The following is a 14,866-nucleotide window of genomic DNA, read 5'->3' as shown; positions in this document are numbered from 1 at the left end:
GAATTTGTAGCGGCCTGCGCACAATGTACAGGTGAAGAAACATCGGGAGAGACGGTGGCAATGCAACACGCAGAGATATGTCGGACATTAACGGAGAAGATTAACCTGCTGAAAGATAAGCACGAAATGTTAAGTTCGTTGCTGCCTGACGTCCGTTTGCTGTACGGAACGCAACCGGGGCCCCGGACGCCGGTGATGTATCAGCCGGGGATCGTTTTTCTCTTTTCGGGCCATAAAATTGGTTATATCAATGAGCGGACTTTTCGCTACGATACAAACGAATATTTACTGCTGACCGTGCCGCTACCTTTCGAGTGCGAAACCTTTGCCACCCCGGAGGTGCCCCTCGCCGGGATGCGCCTGAACGTCGATATCCTGCAACTGCAAGAGCTGCTGATGGATATTGGCGAAGATCCGCTGTTTCAGCCCGCGGTCGCCTCCAGCGGGATAAACTCCGCGGTACTCTCGGAGGATATTCTGTGCGCTGCCGAACGGCTGCTTGACGTGATGGAGCGGCCGCTGGACGCACGGATCCTTGGCAAGCAAATCGTCCGCGAAATTCTGTATTATGTGCTGACGGGGCCCTGCGGCGGCGCGCTGTTGGCGCTGGTCAGCCGGCAGACCCACTTCAGCCTGATAAGTCGCGTGCTCAAGCATATCGAAAGCCAGTACACCGAAAACCTCAGCGTCGATCGGCTGGCGGCGGAAGCGAATATGAGTGTGTCAGCGTTTCACCATAATTTTAAAGCGGTGACCAGCACTTCTCCTTTGCAGTATCTGAAAAACTACCGTTTGCATAAAGCACGAATGCTGATGATCCATGACGGCATGAAGGCCAGCGCGGCGGCGATGCGCGTGGGATATGAAAGCCCTTCGCAGTTCAGCCGCGAGTTTAAGCGCTACTTCGGTTTGACGCCGGGAGAAGACGCCGCGCGTATTCGCACGATGCAGGGGATGTAATACCGGGAAAGGGCGGCCGGGCGGGCGCAGGCCCCCCCGGCAGGTAAGCGTCAGGCGCTGCAATATTTCTTTTTAATGACCACGAACAGCGTGCCGAGCAGGCCAGCCAGCAGCAGGGCAATCGGCAGGATCATCAGACAGGTCATCACCTGATCTTCATGGCGCTTCACAAACGGGATCATGCTCAGCGCATAGCCAAGACCCGTCACCACACAGACCCACAGCAGGGCGCTCAGCCAGTTGAAGAACTGGAAGCGGCGGTTCGGCAGGCCAGAAATCCCGGCCATGGTTGGCAGCAGGGTGCGGACAAACGCCAGAAAACGGCCCGCGAGCAGCGCCAGCAGGCCGTGGCGGTCAAACATGCAGGTGGCGCGCTGATGGTACTTATGCGGCAGATGCGCCAGCCAGCCTTTCACCGTTTGCGTATTGCCCAGCCAGCGCCCTTGCACATAGCTCAGCCAGCAGCCGAGGCTGGCGGCGGCGGTCAGAATGGCGATAGTGGGCACAAAGTCCATGACGCCTTTAGCAATCAGCGCGCCGGCGAGCAGCAGCAGGCTGTCTCCCGGTAAAAAGGAGGCGGGCAGCAGCCCGTTTTCCAGAAACAGGGTCGCGAACATAACCAGATATACAACGCCCACAACGTGAGGGTTCGCCAATGCGGCAAAATCATGTTGCCACAGCGCGGCGACAATCTCTTGAATGACAACCATGGACTTTCCTAAGTGGTACCGTATTGTTGACTAGTGTACTCCTGAAGAGGCCCGAGCACCTTGATCCCGGGCGCAACAAAAGCGGCCGCTTTGCTAAAAAGCGTCCGCTATTGTTGCCACTGACTGTCACTTTACACGATACGCGCGAAGCCCGCTGCTAAATCCGCCTGCAGATCGTCAACATTTTCGAGACCAATGTGCAGGCGGATCAGCGTGCCGCTGAAGTCGACTTCAGCATCCGGTCGAATGTGGGCGATTTGCTCCGGCTGGTTGGCGAGAATCAGCGACTCAAAGCCGCCCCACGAATAGGCCATACTGAACAGGCTGAAATTGTCGAGGTACTCCGCCAGTTCGGCATCATTGAGGCGCTTGCTGAGCACAAACGAGAATAGCCCGCTGCTGCCGGTGAAATCACGTTTCCAGAACTCATGACCTTTACTGCCGGGCAGGGCGGGGTGGTTTACCCGCGCCACCTGCGGGTGCTGCGCCAGCCACTCGGCGATGCGCAGGCTGCTTTCATGATGCTGACGCAGGCGCACGCCCAGGGTGCGCAGGCCGCGGCTGGTCATATAGGCAGTATCGGCGTCCAGCATTTGCCCCATCAGGTAGGCATTTTCACGCAGCTGCGGCCAGCAGCGCGCGTTCGCCACCGCGGTGCCCACCATGGCGTCGGAATGGCCGATCAGGTATTTGGTGCCTGCCTGAATGGAAATATCAATGCCAAAATCCAGGGCTTTAAACAGGATCCCCGCCGCCCAGGTGTTATCGATCATGATAATCGCTTCCGGGGCGACCTGACGCACGGCGGCGACTATCGCCGGCACATCGTGCACTTCCATGGTGATCGAGCCGGGCGATTCGAGGAACACCACGCGGGTCTCAGGGCGAACCAGACGGGCGATATCGGCGCCGATTAAGGGATCGAACCAGCTGGTGGTGACGCCGAGTTTGGCGAGAATTTTGGTACAAAAGTCCTGGCTTGGCTCATAGGCGGTATTGGTCATCAGCACATGGTCGCCTTGCTCGACAAACGCCAGGATAGTGTTAGCCACCGCCGCGGCGCCGCAGGGGAAGAGGGCGCAGCCGGCGCCGCCTTCCAGCTCGCACATCGCTTCCTGCAGCGAGAAATGGGTCAGGGTGCCGCGACGACCGTAGAACAGCTCGCCGTTGGCCCGATTGCGGGTGGCGTGCTTTTTGGCCTCGACGGTGTCGAAAACCAGCGATGACGCGCGCTGGATAACGCTGTTCACTGAGCCCTGGGTGTACTTTTTGCTCCGCCCGGCGTTGACCAGCGCGGTATCAAGATGTTTATCAGCCATGTTGACGAACCTGTTTTTATACGTCTGGACGTCTAAACTAACATGAATCTGCTTTTCTGTACCAGCGCACCGCCGATACAGGCGAAAATTTTACCAGGCCCGCGGTTAGCCGCTTTTTTACTGCGTAAGCGCAAGGAAAATAAACGTGATTTGCTGCACAGTGTAAATACTAATGAGAACCACTATCAATTCGATGTCGTTTTGATATTATTGTGGGCAGATTTTGTGATTATCGTCGTGGAGATAGAGCGTGGGTAATAATTTGATGCAGGCGGATCTCTCCGTTTGGGGTATGTATCATCATGCCGATATTGTCGTTAAGGTGGTGATGATTGGCCTGATTCTGGCGTCGGTCGTCACATGGGCCATCTTCTTCCGTAAAGGGGCGGAAATCCTCGCCAGCAAGCGTCGCCTCAAACGTGAACAGCAGCAGCTGGCGGAAGCCCGCTCTCTCGATCAGGCCAGCGATATCGCCAGCGCCTTTGAGGCGAAAAGCCTCACCACCCAGCTTATCAATGAAGCGCAGAACGAACTCGAACTCTCTGCCGGTGCCGAAGACAATGAAGGCATCAAGGAACGAACCGGTTTTCGCCTTGAGCGCCGCGTTGCGGCGGTTGGTCGCCATATGGGGCGCGGTAACGGCTATCTGGCGACCATCGGCGCCATTTCCCCGTTTGTGGGCCTGTTTGGTACCGTCTGGGGCATCATGAACAGCTTTATCGGCATCGCCCAGACCCAGACCACCAATCTTGCGGTGGTAGCGCCGGGCATCGCAGAAGCGCTGCTGGCGACGGCCATCGGCCTGTTCGCCGCCATCCCGGCGGTGGTCATCTATAACATCTTCGCCCGCATGATCGGCAGCTACAAGGCCTCGCTCGGCGACGTCGCCGCTCAGGTACTCCTGCTGCAAAGCCGCGATCTGGACCTCAGCGCCAGCGGCGTGAAGCCGGTGCGCAGCGCGCAGAAATTACGGGTAGGTTGATCGGCTATGGCGATGCGTCTTAATGAAAACCTGGACGATAACGGCGAAATGCATGAGATCAACGTGACGCCGTTTATCGACGTCATGCTGGTTCTGCTGATTATCTTTATGGTGGCCGCGCCGCTGGCGACGGTCGACGTGAAGGTCAATCTGCCTGCCTCCTCCAGCCAGCCGCAACCGCGACCGGAAAAACCCATCTACCTGTCGGTGAAGGCGGATAAGAGCATGTTCCTCGGCAACGACCCGGTTACCGAAGCGAATATGATTAACGCCCTGGATAGCCTGACCGCCGGCAAAAAAGATACCACCGTCTTCTTCCGCGCGGATAAAACCGTCGATTACGAGACGATGATGAAAGTGATGGATACCCTGCATCAGGCGGGCTATCTCAAGATCGGGCTGGTGGGCGAAGAGACCGTCAAAGCGAAGTAACCTCCCCCTTTCCACTTTTCTTCTCAGGCTGGCCTTGCGCCAGCTTTTTAATAGGTGACGCAATAACTTGTAAGACCAATCTTATAGATGTGTGACAACTTTCTCAGTTAACAGAAAACATAAACCCGATGCGAAAAATGACAATAGGATAGTTTTTATCCTGCCTCTACAGTGAATACCACTTCATCTGAGAGGGATTATATTGTGAATCACGATAATAAACTGTCATTTGCGGAGAAGCTGGGATATGGCATGGGGGATGCAGCCTGCGGTATCGTTTACTCTTCGGTAACCATGTTTCTGACATGGTTTTATACGGATATTTACGGGCTTTCTGCTGCCGCAGTCGGAGTGATGTTCCTGGTGACGCGGGTTCTGGATGCGATTACCGATCCGCTAACCGGCATTGTTGCAGACCGTGTAAAGACCCGCTGGGGCCATTTTCGCCCGTGGCTTATCTGGTTTGCCGTACCTTATGCCGTGCTGGCGGTAATGACCTTCACGACTCCGGAATTTGGCGCATCGGGTAAACTGGTTTATGCCTACCTGACCTACACCTTACTCATGCTGTGTTACACCTTTATCAATATTCCCTACTGCGCATTGGGCGGAGTCATTACGCGTGATGAGAAGGATCGCCTTTCAGCCCAGTCATATCGTTTTACGATCTCATCTCTGGCCGGTCTGATGGTTTCTGTCGCAACCCTGTTCCTGGTGGATTTTTTCGGTAAAGAAAATAAGCAGTTTGGTTTTCAGGCGACAATGGGAATCATGGGCGCGATCGCTATTGTAATGCTGGCTTTTTGCTTCTTCTCTACCAAAGAACGCGTGGCTCCAGCTGTTGAACAGCAGGGGAGCATACGCGAAGACCTCCGTCAGCTGCTGGCGAATGACCAGTGGCGTATTGTGGCGATAATTACTTTTTTCTCCAGTATGGCCGGGGTTATGCGCAGCGCCGCCACGCTCTATTATGCAACCTACCTGATGTTAGGCGGTGTGGAGTCAGCGGCGGGAACGGCCATGAAATCAGCATTTGTTTCCACCAGTGTCGTTGGCACGATTATCGGCAGCATCGCCGCCGGATGGCTGGCCAAGCGCTATCGCGCGGTATCGCTGTTTAAAAATATCAACCTCCTGCTGGTCCTGGTTGGCGTCGTAATGTTCTTTGTGCCGCCGACCTGGCTGCCGGTGGTGTTCCCTTTATACTTCCTGGTCGGCTTCTTCCATCAGATGTACCAGCCGTTTAAATGGAACATGATGGCCAACGCTGCCGATTATGGCGAATGGAAGTTTGGCCGTCGCATCACGGGATTATCCTATTCCGGTAATCTGTTTGCTTTGAAAATGGGCATGGCGGTTGCTGGCGCCGCCGTAGGTTTTTCGCTTGGGCTATTTGGCTATCAGGCGGGCGTAACGGCGCAGACTCCGCTGGCGACAATGGGAATTGTGGGGCTGTTAACCCTCGGTCCATCACTATCTTACCTGCTCCTGTGGTGGCTGGCGCGTTTCTATAAGCTGGATGACAAAATGATGCAGACAATTCAGCGCGAGCTGTCCATGCGTCAGCAGCAGGGGCATTCAGAGACGCATTTGCCGCTAAACGCCGTTCCGGAAAAGGCTTGAGGAGATGCGAAATATGACCCCTTCTGAATACCAGAATCCTATCTTATGCGCCGATTATTCCGACCCGGATATCGTGCGCGTAGGCGATGATTTCTTTATGGTCTCTTCCAGTTTTAACCATGTGCCCGCTTTACCGATCCTGCATTCAACGGACCTGGTTAATTGGACTATCATCAACCACGTTATGGATGAACTGCCGCTACCTGGTTATGACCGGTATCAGCCGGGTAAGGGCGTATGGGCGCCGTCGATTCGCTGGCACGATGGCAAGCTGTGGGTCTGCTTCAGCACGCCAGATGAAGGTATTTTTATCTGCCATACCGAGGATCCGTGGGGGGAATGGAGCGCTCCGCACTGCCTGCGCGAGGCCAGAGGTTGGATAGATCCCTGCCCGTTCTGGGACGACAATGGTCAGGCCTGGTTGGTACATGCCTTCGCCCATAGCCGCAGCGGCATCAAGCATAAACTGCAGTTGTTTGCGATGGCGCCGGACGCCAGCGAATTGCTGGGCGAAGGGCAGATTATCTATGACGGCTGCTGCGATTTACCTACCCTTGAGGGGCCAAAGGTTTATCAACGCGCCGGTTGGTACTACATCTTTGCTCCTGCGGGCGGGGTTGAAAATGGCTGGCAGACGGTACTGCGCGCGCGCCAGATGACGGGGCCCTGGGAAGCCAAAAACGTGCTTTTCCAGGGAAACACCTCGATAAATGGACCACATCAGGGCGGCTGGGTGGAGGGTGAGGAGGGCGAATGCTGGTTTGTTCATTTCCAGGACTTACACCTCTATGGCCGCGTGGTTCACCTCCAGCCGATGTCCTGGGGTAACGATGGCTGGCCGCGTATCGGTGAGCAGATTGGCAACTGCGGCGTCGGACAGCCGGTTTTACGTTGGCCGCGTCCTAAAGGGTTAACGCCTTCACCGGCATTGGCGCCGCAAACCAGCGACTATTTTGCGCAAGGCCAACCGGGAATACAGTGGCAGTGGCAGGCTAACCCCAGCCCTGAGTGGCTGCTGCCAGCGAAAGGCGAACTTCGATTACGCTGCGTCCCATTATCCGAAGTCGATGGACAGAGAGCGTTATACTGGGCGCCGCAGCTGTTGCTGCAGAAATTCCCGGCGCTAACTTTTAGCGCGAAAACAAGCGTAACGTTATATGCCGCTCAGGACGGTGATGCCGGAGGCCTGATCGTATACGGCGAACGCTACGCCGCTTTGCTGGTGGAGTTTGGGCAAGGGGGTTACCGGCTCGTGTGGCGACACGGTTGGATGAGCGATGCGGGCGTGGTGCGCGAAACTCGTCAGGTTCTTGCTGAGCTTAAGTGCGGCAAGTGTCAGCTGCAGGTGGCCGTAGGCGAAGGCGGCCTGTGTCAATTTTCCTGGCGAGCCGAGGAGGAGTGGCGGAAGGTTCCTCTTTGTTTTGCTGCCGGGAAGGGAAAATGGGTCGGCGCGAAATTTGGCCTGCTGGCTGCTTCAATGGTTGGCCTACAAAGCGAGGGCTACTCCGCTTTGCAGGACTTTGAGGTCATACTTTAAAGAAACCGTTTCTGGCCGCCTGTAGATGACGCTGGCGGCTGATGTTGCATAAGCGTAACCCTGTTGCGATATAATGGCGGCCGTTTATGTTAACTGACAGGATCTTATGGAACGCTTTCTGGAAAATGCTATGTACGCCTCGCGCTGGCTGCTGGCGCCGGTTTATTTTGGCCTCTCGCTCGGTCTGATTGCGCTGACCATCAAATTTTTTCAGGAGATCTTCCACATACTGCCGCATATTTTTAGCGTCAGTGAGTCGGATATGATTCTGACCCTGCTGTCGCTGGTGGATATGACCCTGGTGGGCGGTTTGCTGGTGATGGTGATGTTCTCCGGGTATGAAAATTTTGTCTCGCAGCTGGATATTAACGAGGGTAAAGAAAAACTCAGCTGGCTGGGCAAAATGGACGCGACTTCGCTGAAAAATAAGGTTGCCGCCTCCATCGTGGCGATCTCCTCTATTCACCTGCTGCGGGTGTTTATGGATGCGAAAAACGTCCCGGACAATAAGCTGATGTGGTACGTGATTATCCACCTGACCTTCGTGCTTTCGGCCTTTGTGATGGGCTACCTTGATCGTCTGACCAAAGTGAAACACTGATCCCTTCTCTCCCGGCGGTGTTAGCCGCTGGGCTGTTTCTCCCCGTTTCATGCTTTTCTGGGCTGGCGTATGTCCGGGCTTCTGCTTTGCTTAAAGAGCGCTTAACAACGGAGGCAGGGTAATGACGCGATTAACGGCCAAAGATTTCCCGCAGCAGTTGCTCGAATATTATGACTACTATGCCCACGGCAAAATCAGTAAACGCGAGTTTCTCCAGCTGGCGGGGAAATATACTGTCGGCGGGATGACCGCGCTGGCGCTGTTTAATCTGCTGAAGCCCGACTATGCCCTGGCAGAGCAGGTACCGTTCACCGACCCGGATATCCGCCCGGAGTATATTCATTATCCCTCTCCTGACGGTCACGGCGAAGTGCGGGCTTACCTGGTGACGCCGACAAAAATAGCCGACAAAGCGCCCGCTGTGGTGGTGGTGCATGAGAACCGCGGCCTGAACCCCTATATTGAAGATGTAGCCCGGCGGGTAGCGAAAGCGGGGTATATCGCGCTGGCGCCGGATGGCCTGAGCGCCGTCGGCGGCTATCCGGGGAATGATGATGAAGGCCGCGCCCTACAGCAGAAAGTCGATCCCGTGAAGCTGATGAATGATTTTTTTGCGGCGGTCGCGTTTATGGCGAACTATCCACAGGCGACGGGGAAGGTCGGTATCACCGGTTTTTGCTACGGCGGCGGCGTCAGCAACGCGGCAGCGGTGGCGATCCCCGAGCTGGCCTGTGCGGTGCCGTTTTACGGTCGCCAGCCGCCGCTGAAGGAGGTCGATAAAATTAAAGCACCGCTGCTGCTGCACTATGCCGGCCTCGATAGCGGCATTAATGAAGGCTGGCCTGCCTATGAACAGGCGTTGAAGGAACACCATAAAGTCTACGAGGCCTATTTCTATCAGGGCGTGAATCACGGCTTTCATAATGATTCCACGCCGCGCTACGATCGGGCTGCGGCTGATCTGGCCTGGCAACGCACGCTGGCATGGTTTGAGAAGTATTTACGCTAGCGCAACCGTCATAAATAGCGCTACCGCTCGCTCAAAAAAACGCTATATAATTTATTATATAACGATTGGGAGGGCGCGATGGAAAATCATTTTGGCAAAGGCTTAATGGCGGGGCTACAGGCATCCTATGCTGACACCGCCGCGCATGCGGCGAATTTTTGCGCCGACTATAAACGCGGGTTTGTGCTCGGCTACTCGCACCGCATGTTTGAAAAAACCGGCGACCGCCAGCTCAGCGCCTGGGAAGCGGGGATCCTCACCCGTCGCTATGGCCTTGACAGAGATATGGTGATGGATTTCTTCAAAGAAGGTGGGTCGGGTATGGCGATGCGCTATTTTCTGGCGGGCTATCGGCTGGAAAGCTAAACAGGACGGCTTCGCAGGCGGAACCGTCCTGTGGTGGGAACCCTTTCCCGTCAACGGGAAAGGGTGAAGACCTTACGCCTGGCGCTTATCTTCCGTTTGGGTGTCAAAGTCTCGGGCATCATGGCGCTCATGCAGCTGCTCATTGAGCGGGCCGTTGGTGCGGTTGACGATGCGTCCGCGCTTGACGGCCGGGCGGTTGCCGACATCCTGCGCCCAGCGCAGCACGTTTTTATAGCTCCCGGCGTCGAGGAACTCCGCCGCGTTATAGACATTGCCCAGCACTACGTTGCCATACCACGGCCAGACAGCCATATCGGCGATGGTGTACTCCTCGCCGGCCACATAGCGACCGCGGGCGAGCTGTTTGTCCAGCACGTCGAGCTGGCGTTTGGCTTCCATCGTAAAGCGGTCGATCGCGTACTCGATCTTCACTGGCGCATAGTTATAGAAGTGGCCGAAGCCGCCGCCGAGGAACGGCGCCGCGCCCTGCAGCCAGAACAGCCAGTTGAGGGTTTCGGTGCGACCGGCAGGATCTTTCGGCAGGAAGAAACCAAATTTTTCCGCCAGATAGAGAAGAATGTTGCCGGACTCAAATACCCGGGTCGGCGGCGTGGTGGAATGGTCGCTGAGGGCCGGGATCTTCGAGTTCGGGTTGATCTCGACAAAGCCGCTGGAAAACTGATCCCCTTCGCCAATGCGTATCAGCCAGGCGTCGTACTCCGCGCCGCTGACGCCCAGCGCCAGCAGCTCTTCAAGCATGATCGTCACCTTCTGGCCGTTGGGTGTACCGAGTGAGTATAGCTGGAGCGGATGGGTTCCTACCGGCAGGACGCGTTCATGAGTCGCGCCGGAAACGGGACGGTTGATGTTGGCGAACGCGCCGCCGCTGTTTTGCTTCCATTCCCACACTTTTGGTGGCTGGTAGTTTTGCTCTGACATGCTGGTTTGCCTTTTTCGTGGATGTACAAAAAGTGTAGCAGGTGACCTCAGGCCATAATCCGCGCGGCCCACACGCTGACATCATCGCCGCTGCCCAGATCCGGCTGCACCAGGCCGTTGACCATAAAGGTCGGCGAGACATGGATGCCGTTCTGACGGGCGTATTTACTGTGCCACTTGATCACGTCCTGCAGCTCCGGGCGGGCAAAGGCGGCCCCCAGCAGCACGTGACTGTAGCGTTCAATGCGCTCAATGATTTGCTGCGGCGTGGCGTTCATGTTCGGCCCGCTGCAGTGATCGGTAAACTCAAACTCTTCCCGATGGTCGGCCACGGCCTGCATCACCTTATGCGCCTGCTCTCTGCCGTGCGGCAGGGTGGACGCGGCGAGGATGCAGCGGACGATAACCCCGGAGAACAGATGCCACGGCTGCGACTGCAGGCGTATCTTGATGGTCACGTTATCGGCGCCGACCTCATCGAGCAGATCGTCGAGTTTATTAAACGCGCGGACAGAGTAGGGGCAGGTGGGCTCAAGGAACACCTCAAACGTCCGCGGGCCGTGTCCCCAGACCAGCGGTTGGGCATTCAGATGCGAGGGTGTGCTCATTGTCGACTCCTGATGTTGCGTTGTTTTTTTGTTATATCACCGATAACGATATCACTTTTGTTTCCGGCTGCAGGGTTATTTTCCTTAACGGCACGATTAGCGAAACGAATGAGTGGTATCATCGTTACACCTCTGTCTGGTAAGTGCCTGCGGCAGGATAAGAAGAGGGAGTTTTGTTTCGCCAACTGCCCGGGCTGCATTAATTTGAGGTCAGGCTAAATGAGCAAAGGATCGACAAGCAGTGACGCCCCGTTTGGGACATTGTTAGGCTATGCACCCGGTGGCGTAGCGATTTATTCATCGAATTACAGTAGCTTAAATCCGCAGGACTACCCGGATGACGCGACGTTTCGCAGCTACATCGGCAATGAGTATATGGGGCATAAATGGCAGTGCGTGGAGTTTGCGCGCCGCTTTCTGTTCCTGACCTATGGCTTTGTCTTCACCGATGTGGGGATGGCTTATGAAATCTTCTCCCTGCGTTTCCTGCGCGAAGTGGTCAATGACAATATTTTGCCGCTGCAGGCCTTCGCCAACGGCTCCCGCCGTCCGCCTATCGCTGGTTCGCTGCTGATCTGGCAGAAGGGGGGCGAGTTTAAGCACACCGGCCATGTGGCGGTGATCACCCAGCTTGTCGGCAATAAGGTGCGTATCGCCGAGCAGAACGTGATTCACTCGCCGCTGCCGCAGGGCCAGCAGTGGACCCGCGAGCTGACCCTCGAGGTCAACGACGGCCGGTACACCATCAAAGATACCTTTGCCGATACCGAAATTTTAGGCTGGATGATCCAGACCGCTGATACCGAACACAGCCTGCCGCAGCCGGTGCTGCCGGGCGAGGCGATGGCCATCAAAGGCGCGCGGCTGCCAAACAACGGCCAGTTTCGCGGTAAATGGCTGAACGAGAAAGACCCGTTGCAGAAAGCCTACGTGGCAGCCAACGGTCATTTCATCAACCAGGATCCCTATCAGTATTTCACCATCAGCGAAAGTGCCGAACAGGAGCTGATCAAAGCCACCAACGAGCTGCACCTGATGTATCTGCACGCCACCGATAAGGTGATGAAGGATGACAACCTGCTGGCGCTGTTCGATATTCCGAAAATTCTCTGGCCTCGTCTGCGCCTCTCGTGGCAGCGCCGCCGTCATCATATGATCACCGGGCGCATGGATTTTTGCATGGACGAGCGCGGGCTGAAGGTGTACGAGTACAATGCCGATTCCGCTTCCTGCCATACCGAAGGCGGGCTGATCCTCGAACAGTGGCTGAAGCAGGGCTACTACGGCACCGGCCACAATCCGGCGGAAGGTCTGCTCGATGAGCTGGCGGGGGCGTGGAAACACAGCCGGGCGCGGCCCTTCGTCCACATCATGCAGGACAAGGATCTGGAAGAGAACTACCACGCGCAGTTTATTCAGCGTTCGCTGACCCAGGCCGGTTTTGAGAGCAAAATTCTCTTTGGTCTTGATGAGCTGCGCTGGGACGCTGCCGGTCAGCTGATCGACGCCGACGGGCGGCTGGTCAACTGCGTCTGGAAAACCTGGGCATGGGAAACCGCCATTGAGCAGGTGCGCGAAGTCAGCGCCGAGGAGTACGCGGCGGTACCGATTCGAACCGGACATCCGCAGAATGAGGTGCGGCTGATTGACGTCCTGCTGCGTCCTGAAGTATTGGTATTCGAACCCCTGTGGACGGTGATCCCCGGCAACAAAGCCATTCTGCCGGTGCTGTGGTCGCTGTTCCCGCATCATCGCTATCTGCTGGATACCGATTTTGAGGTTAACGACGAGCTGGCGAAAACCGGCTATGCGGTGAAGCCTATTTCCGGGCGCTGCGGGAACAATATCGACCTGATCGGCCCTCAGGATGAACTTCTGGATAAGACCAGCGGCCAGTTTGTCGATCGCAAGAATATCTACCAGCAACTGTGGTGCCTGCCGAAAGTGGACGGTAAGTACATTCAGGTGTGCACATTTACCGTCGGCGGTAACTACGGCGGTACCTGCCTGCGCGGCGATTCGTCGCTGGTGGTGAAAAAAGAGAGCGATATCGAGCCGTTAATCGTTTTGAAAGACAAAGCATGACGTACGAAACCCGGGTAGCGGCATACCCCTGTCCGGGTGACAACGTACTGAAAAGGATAGCCCCGGCATGGTAAGCGCCGCCGGGGAGCACCTGCAACAAAGCCAAGATAATTAACACAACAACAAGACAGAAAAGGAAAATAGTATGCACGATCGGCGTCTCGCCGCCCGCGCGGGTGAACTCAAGCCCTCCGCCGTCCGCGAACTTCTCAAGCACAGTAAACTGCCCGGCGTGATTTCGCTTGGCGGCGGCATTCCGGCCCCGGAACTGTTTGATACCGAAGGCCTGGAGCTGGCGGTGCAGAAGGTGATGAGCGAGCGTTTTAATGACGCATTCCAGTACGGTCTGACGGAAGGCTACCCGCCGCTGCGCCAGGCGGTGAGTGAAATTTGCCACTCCCGTGGCGTCGCCTGTTCAGCCGCCCAGGTCTATATCACCTCCGGCTCCCAGCAATCGCTGGATATCGTTGCCCGTACGCTGCTCGATCCGGGCGATACTATCGTCGTTGAGCGTCCCACTTATCTGGCGGCGCTGCAGGTATTTCAGCTGGCGCAGGCCAATATTCTCAGCGTTGACACCGACGATGACGGGATGCTGGTGGAGCAGCTGGCCGACCTGCTGGAGACCACCCGCGTCAAAGCTGTTTACCTGGTGCCGACGTTCGGCAATCCCGGCGGCAAAACGCTGAGCGAGGCGCGTCGTCGCCGGTTGGTTGAGCTGGCGAAAAAATATGATTTCGTCATTCTGGAAGACGATCCCTACGGCGAAATTAGCTTTACAGACGCCGTTCGGCGCCCGCTCTATCAGCATGCTGTCGAGCTGAGCTGTGAAGATCAGGTGGTTTACACCTCGACTTTTTCGAAAATCCTCGCGCCAGGGATGCGCATCGGCTGGATCGTCATGCCGGACTGGCTGGCGCAGCAGACGGTGATTGTGAAGCAGGCGGCGGATCTGCATACCAATATGCTGTCGCAGGTGATCACTGCGGAATACCTCAGTCTGAACCGGCTGGATAACCAGATTGCGTTGATTCGCGAAGACTACCGCAAGAAGTGCGTGGCGCTGGCCGATGCGCTGGAAAGCCGCCTTGGCGAGCACCTGGAATTCAGCCGCCCGCAGGGGGGGATGTTCCTGTGGGCGCGTTTCCGCTATCCGTTCGATACCATGGAATGGATGAAGAAAACGCTGGAAAACGGCGTGGTGTACGTCCCGGGTGAAGCGTTCTATCACGATAAGCCGGATACCCGTACCCTGCGTCTTTCTTACTCCACGGTGTCAGAAGCCGGATTGCTGACGGCCGTTGAGCGGCTGGCGGCCTCCCTGTAACGTCTCTGCTGTGCGCCGCTTTTCGGCGGCGCGCAGCCCTGCGTGACGTTAACGTCCAGCGCAGGGTCAATCCGTTTCGGCGATCCGGTCATCGAGCCAGACCAGCATCAGCGCTGCGAGAAAAGCCAGCGCAAAGGTTCCAATAAACAACCACATAGACGTCCCTCGCGGGTTAATTATTTTGCTGATTCTACCGGAGAGCGATCGTTGCGGTCGGCGATGGAGATTTTAGTTCCGGCGGAATGGCTGGCGAGAGAGAAAAAGTCATCGGCATCAATATCGAAGTTAAGAATAATTTCCCTGTATTTTCCACCGTTAATTAACGCTTTGGCTTCTTTAACACTACTGGCAATAATGACAGGCATCAG

At 56.3% G+C, this 14,866-nt stretch carries 17 protein-coding genes; 12 read left to right on the top strand and 5 right to left on the bottom strand.

Annotation, left to right across the window (positions count from 1 at the left end):
* Window positions 1–60: 60 nt before the first annotated feature.
* Complete coding sequence (locus tag KPHS_45570) at window positions 61–960, top strand: AraC family transcriptional regulator (RefSeq protein ID YP_005228857.1); 900 nt, start codon at window positions 61–63, stop codon at window positions 958–960.
* Between the two features lie 50 nt (window positions 961–1,010).
* Here KPHS_45570 and KPHS_45560 read toward each other — a convergent pair whose 3' ends face one another.
* Both KPHS_45560 and KPHS_45550 read right to left on the bottom strand, forming a co-directional pair.
* Complete coding sequence (locus tag KPHS_45560) at window positions 1,011–1,670, bottom strand: DedA family protein (RefSeq protein YP_005228856.1); 660 nt, start codon at window positions 1,668–1,670, stop codon at window positions 1,011–1,013.
* A 131-nt stretch (window positions 1,671–1,801) separates the two neighbouring features.
* Complete coding sequence (locus KPHS_45550; protein ID YP_005228855.1) at window positions 1,802–2,989, bottom strand: cystathionine beta-lyase; 1,188 nt, start codon at window positions 2,987–2,989, stop codon at window positions 1,802–1,804.
* Window positions 2,990–3,031: 42 nt separating this feature from the next.
* Here KPHS_45550 and KPHS_45540 point away from each other — a divergent pair, with 42 nt between their 5' ends.
* The 8 genes from KPHS_45540 to KPHS_45470 all read left to right on the top strand — a co-directional run bounded on the left by KPHS_45540 (window position 3,032) and on the right by KPHS_45470 (window position 9,539).
* Window positions 3,032–3,247 carry a hypothetical protein gene (locus tag KPHS_45540; protein ID YP_005228854.1) on the top strand — a complete coding sequence of 72 codons (216 nt, stop codon included), beginning with the start codon at window positions 3,032–3,034 and terminating at the stop codon, window positions 3,245–3,247.
* On the top strand, window positions 3,240–3,971 hold the full coding sequence (locus KPHS_45530; RefSeq protein ID YP_005228853.1) for a TonB-system energizer ExbB: 732 nt from the start codon (window positions 3,240–3,242) through the stop codon (window positions 3,969–3,971). The genes KPHS_45540 and KPHS_45530 overlap by 8 nt, the downstream gene beginning before the upstream one ends.
* Window positions 3,972–3,977: 6 nt before the next feature.
* Window positions 3,978–4,403 (top strand): biopolymer transport protein ExbD, encoded by a 426-nt coding sequence (locus KPHS_45520; RefSeq protein YP_005228852.1) that lies wholly within the window; start codon window positions 3,978–3,980, stop codon window positions 4,401–4,403.
* A gap of 204 nt (window positions 4,404–4,607) precedes the next feature.
* Entirely contained in the window at window positions 4,608–6,026 is a 1,419-nt protein-coding gene (locus tag KPHS_45510; protein YP_005228851.1) for a putative permease of the Na+:galactoside symporter family, read from the top strand.
* Between the two features lie 13 nt (window positions 6,027–6,039).
* Entirely contained in the window at window positions 6,040–7,563 is a 1,524-nt protein-coding gene (locus KPHS_45500; protein ID YP_005228850.1) for a putative glycoside hydrolase, read from the top strand.
* Between the two features lie 106 nt (window positions 7,564–7,669).
* Complete coding sequence (locus tag KPHS_45490) at window positions 7,670–8,164, top strand: TIGR00645 family protein (protein ID YP_005228849.1); 495 nt, start codon at window positions 7,670–7,672, stop codon at window positions 8,162–8,164.
* Window positions 8,165–8,285: 121 nt separating this feature from the next.
* Complete coding sequence (locus KPHS_45480) at window positions 8,286–9,173, top strand: dienelactone hydrolase family protein (RefSeq protein ID YP_005228848.1); 888 nt, start codon at window positions 8,286–8,288, stop codon at window positions 9,171–9,173.
* Window positions 9,174–9,251: 78 nt separating this feature from the next.
* Window positions 9,252–9,539, top strand: coding sequence for a DUF2623 domain-containing protein (locus KPHS_45470; protein YP_005228847.1), 288 nt, complete (start codon window positions 9,252–9,254; stop codon window positions 9,537–9,539).
* A gap of 72 nt (window positions 9,540–9,611) precedes the next feature.
* Here the strand turns inward: KPHS_45470 and KPHS_45460 are convergent, their stop codons facing one another.
* The gene (locus tag KPHS_45460) at window positions 9,612–10,478 is read right to left on the bottom strand and encodes a putative S-transferase (RefSeq protein ID YP_005228846.1); all 867 of its coding nucleotides are present in this window, start codon (window positions 10,476–10,478) and stop codon (window positions 9,612–9,614) included.
* Window positions 10,479–10,525: 47 nt separating this feature from the next.
* A complete protein-coding gene (locus tag KPHS_45450) occupies window positions 10,526–11,086 on the bottom strand; it encodes a thioredoxin domain-containing protein (protein ID YP_005228845.1) in 561 nt (186 codons plus the stop codon).
* A 20-nt stretch (window positions 11,087–11,106) separates the two neighbouring features.
* On the opposite strand from KPHS_45450, the gene KPHS_45440 reads away from it, so the two are divergent.
* The 3 genes from KPHS_45440 (at window position 11,107) to KPHS_45420 (ending at window position 14,498) form a co-directional block, all read left to right on the top strand.
* On the top strand, window positions 11,107–11,229 hold the full coding sequence (locus KPHS_45440) for a hypothetical protein (RefSeq protein YP_005228844.1): 123 nt from the start codon (window positions 11,107–11,109) through the stop codon (window positions 11,227–11,229).
* Window positions 11,230–11,461: 232 nt separating this feature from the next.
* The gene (locus KPHS_45430) at window positions 11,462–13,171 is read left to right on the top strand and encodes a bifunctional glutathionylspermidine amidase/glutathionylspermidine synthetase (protein ID YP_005228843.1); all 1,710 of its coding nucleotides are present in this window, start codon (window positions 11,462–11,464) and stop codon (window positions 13,169–13,171) included.
* A gap of 145 nt (window positions 13,172–13,316) precedes the next feature.
* On the top strand, window positions 13,317–14,498 hold the full coding sequence (locus KPHS_45420) for a putative aminotransferase (RefSeq protein YP_005228842.1): 1,182 nt from the start codon (window positions 13,317–13,319) through the stop codon (window positions 14,496–14,498).
* 176 nt (window positions 14,499–14,674) lie between these two features.
* Here KPHS_45420 and KPHS_45410 read toward each other — a convergent pair whose 3' ends face one another.
* A complete protein-coding gene (locus tag KPHS_45410; RefSeq protein YP_005228841.1) occupies window positions 14,675–14,863 on the bottom strand; it encodes a hypothetical protein in 189 nt (62 codons plus the stop codon).
* Window positions 14,864–14,866 lie beyond the last annotated feature (3 nt).

Origin of the sequence: Klebsiella pneumoniae subsp. pneumoniae HS11286, from assembly GCF_000240185.1 — a bacterium.
Classification (GTDB): Bacteria; Pseudomonadota; Gammaproteobacteria; order Enterobacterales; family Enterobacteriaceae; genus Klebsiella; species Klebsiella pneumoniae.
Note: the sequence above shows the minus strand (reverse complement) of the source record. Positions and strands in the feature narration are given on the sequence as shown.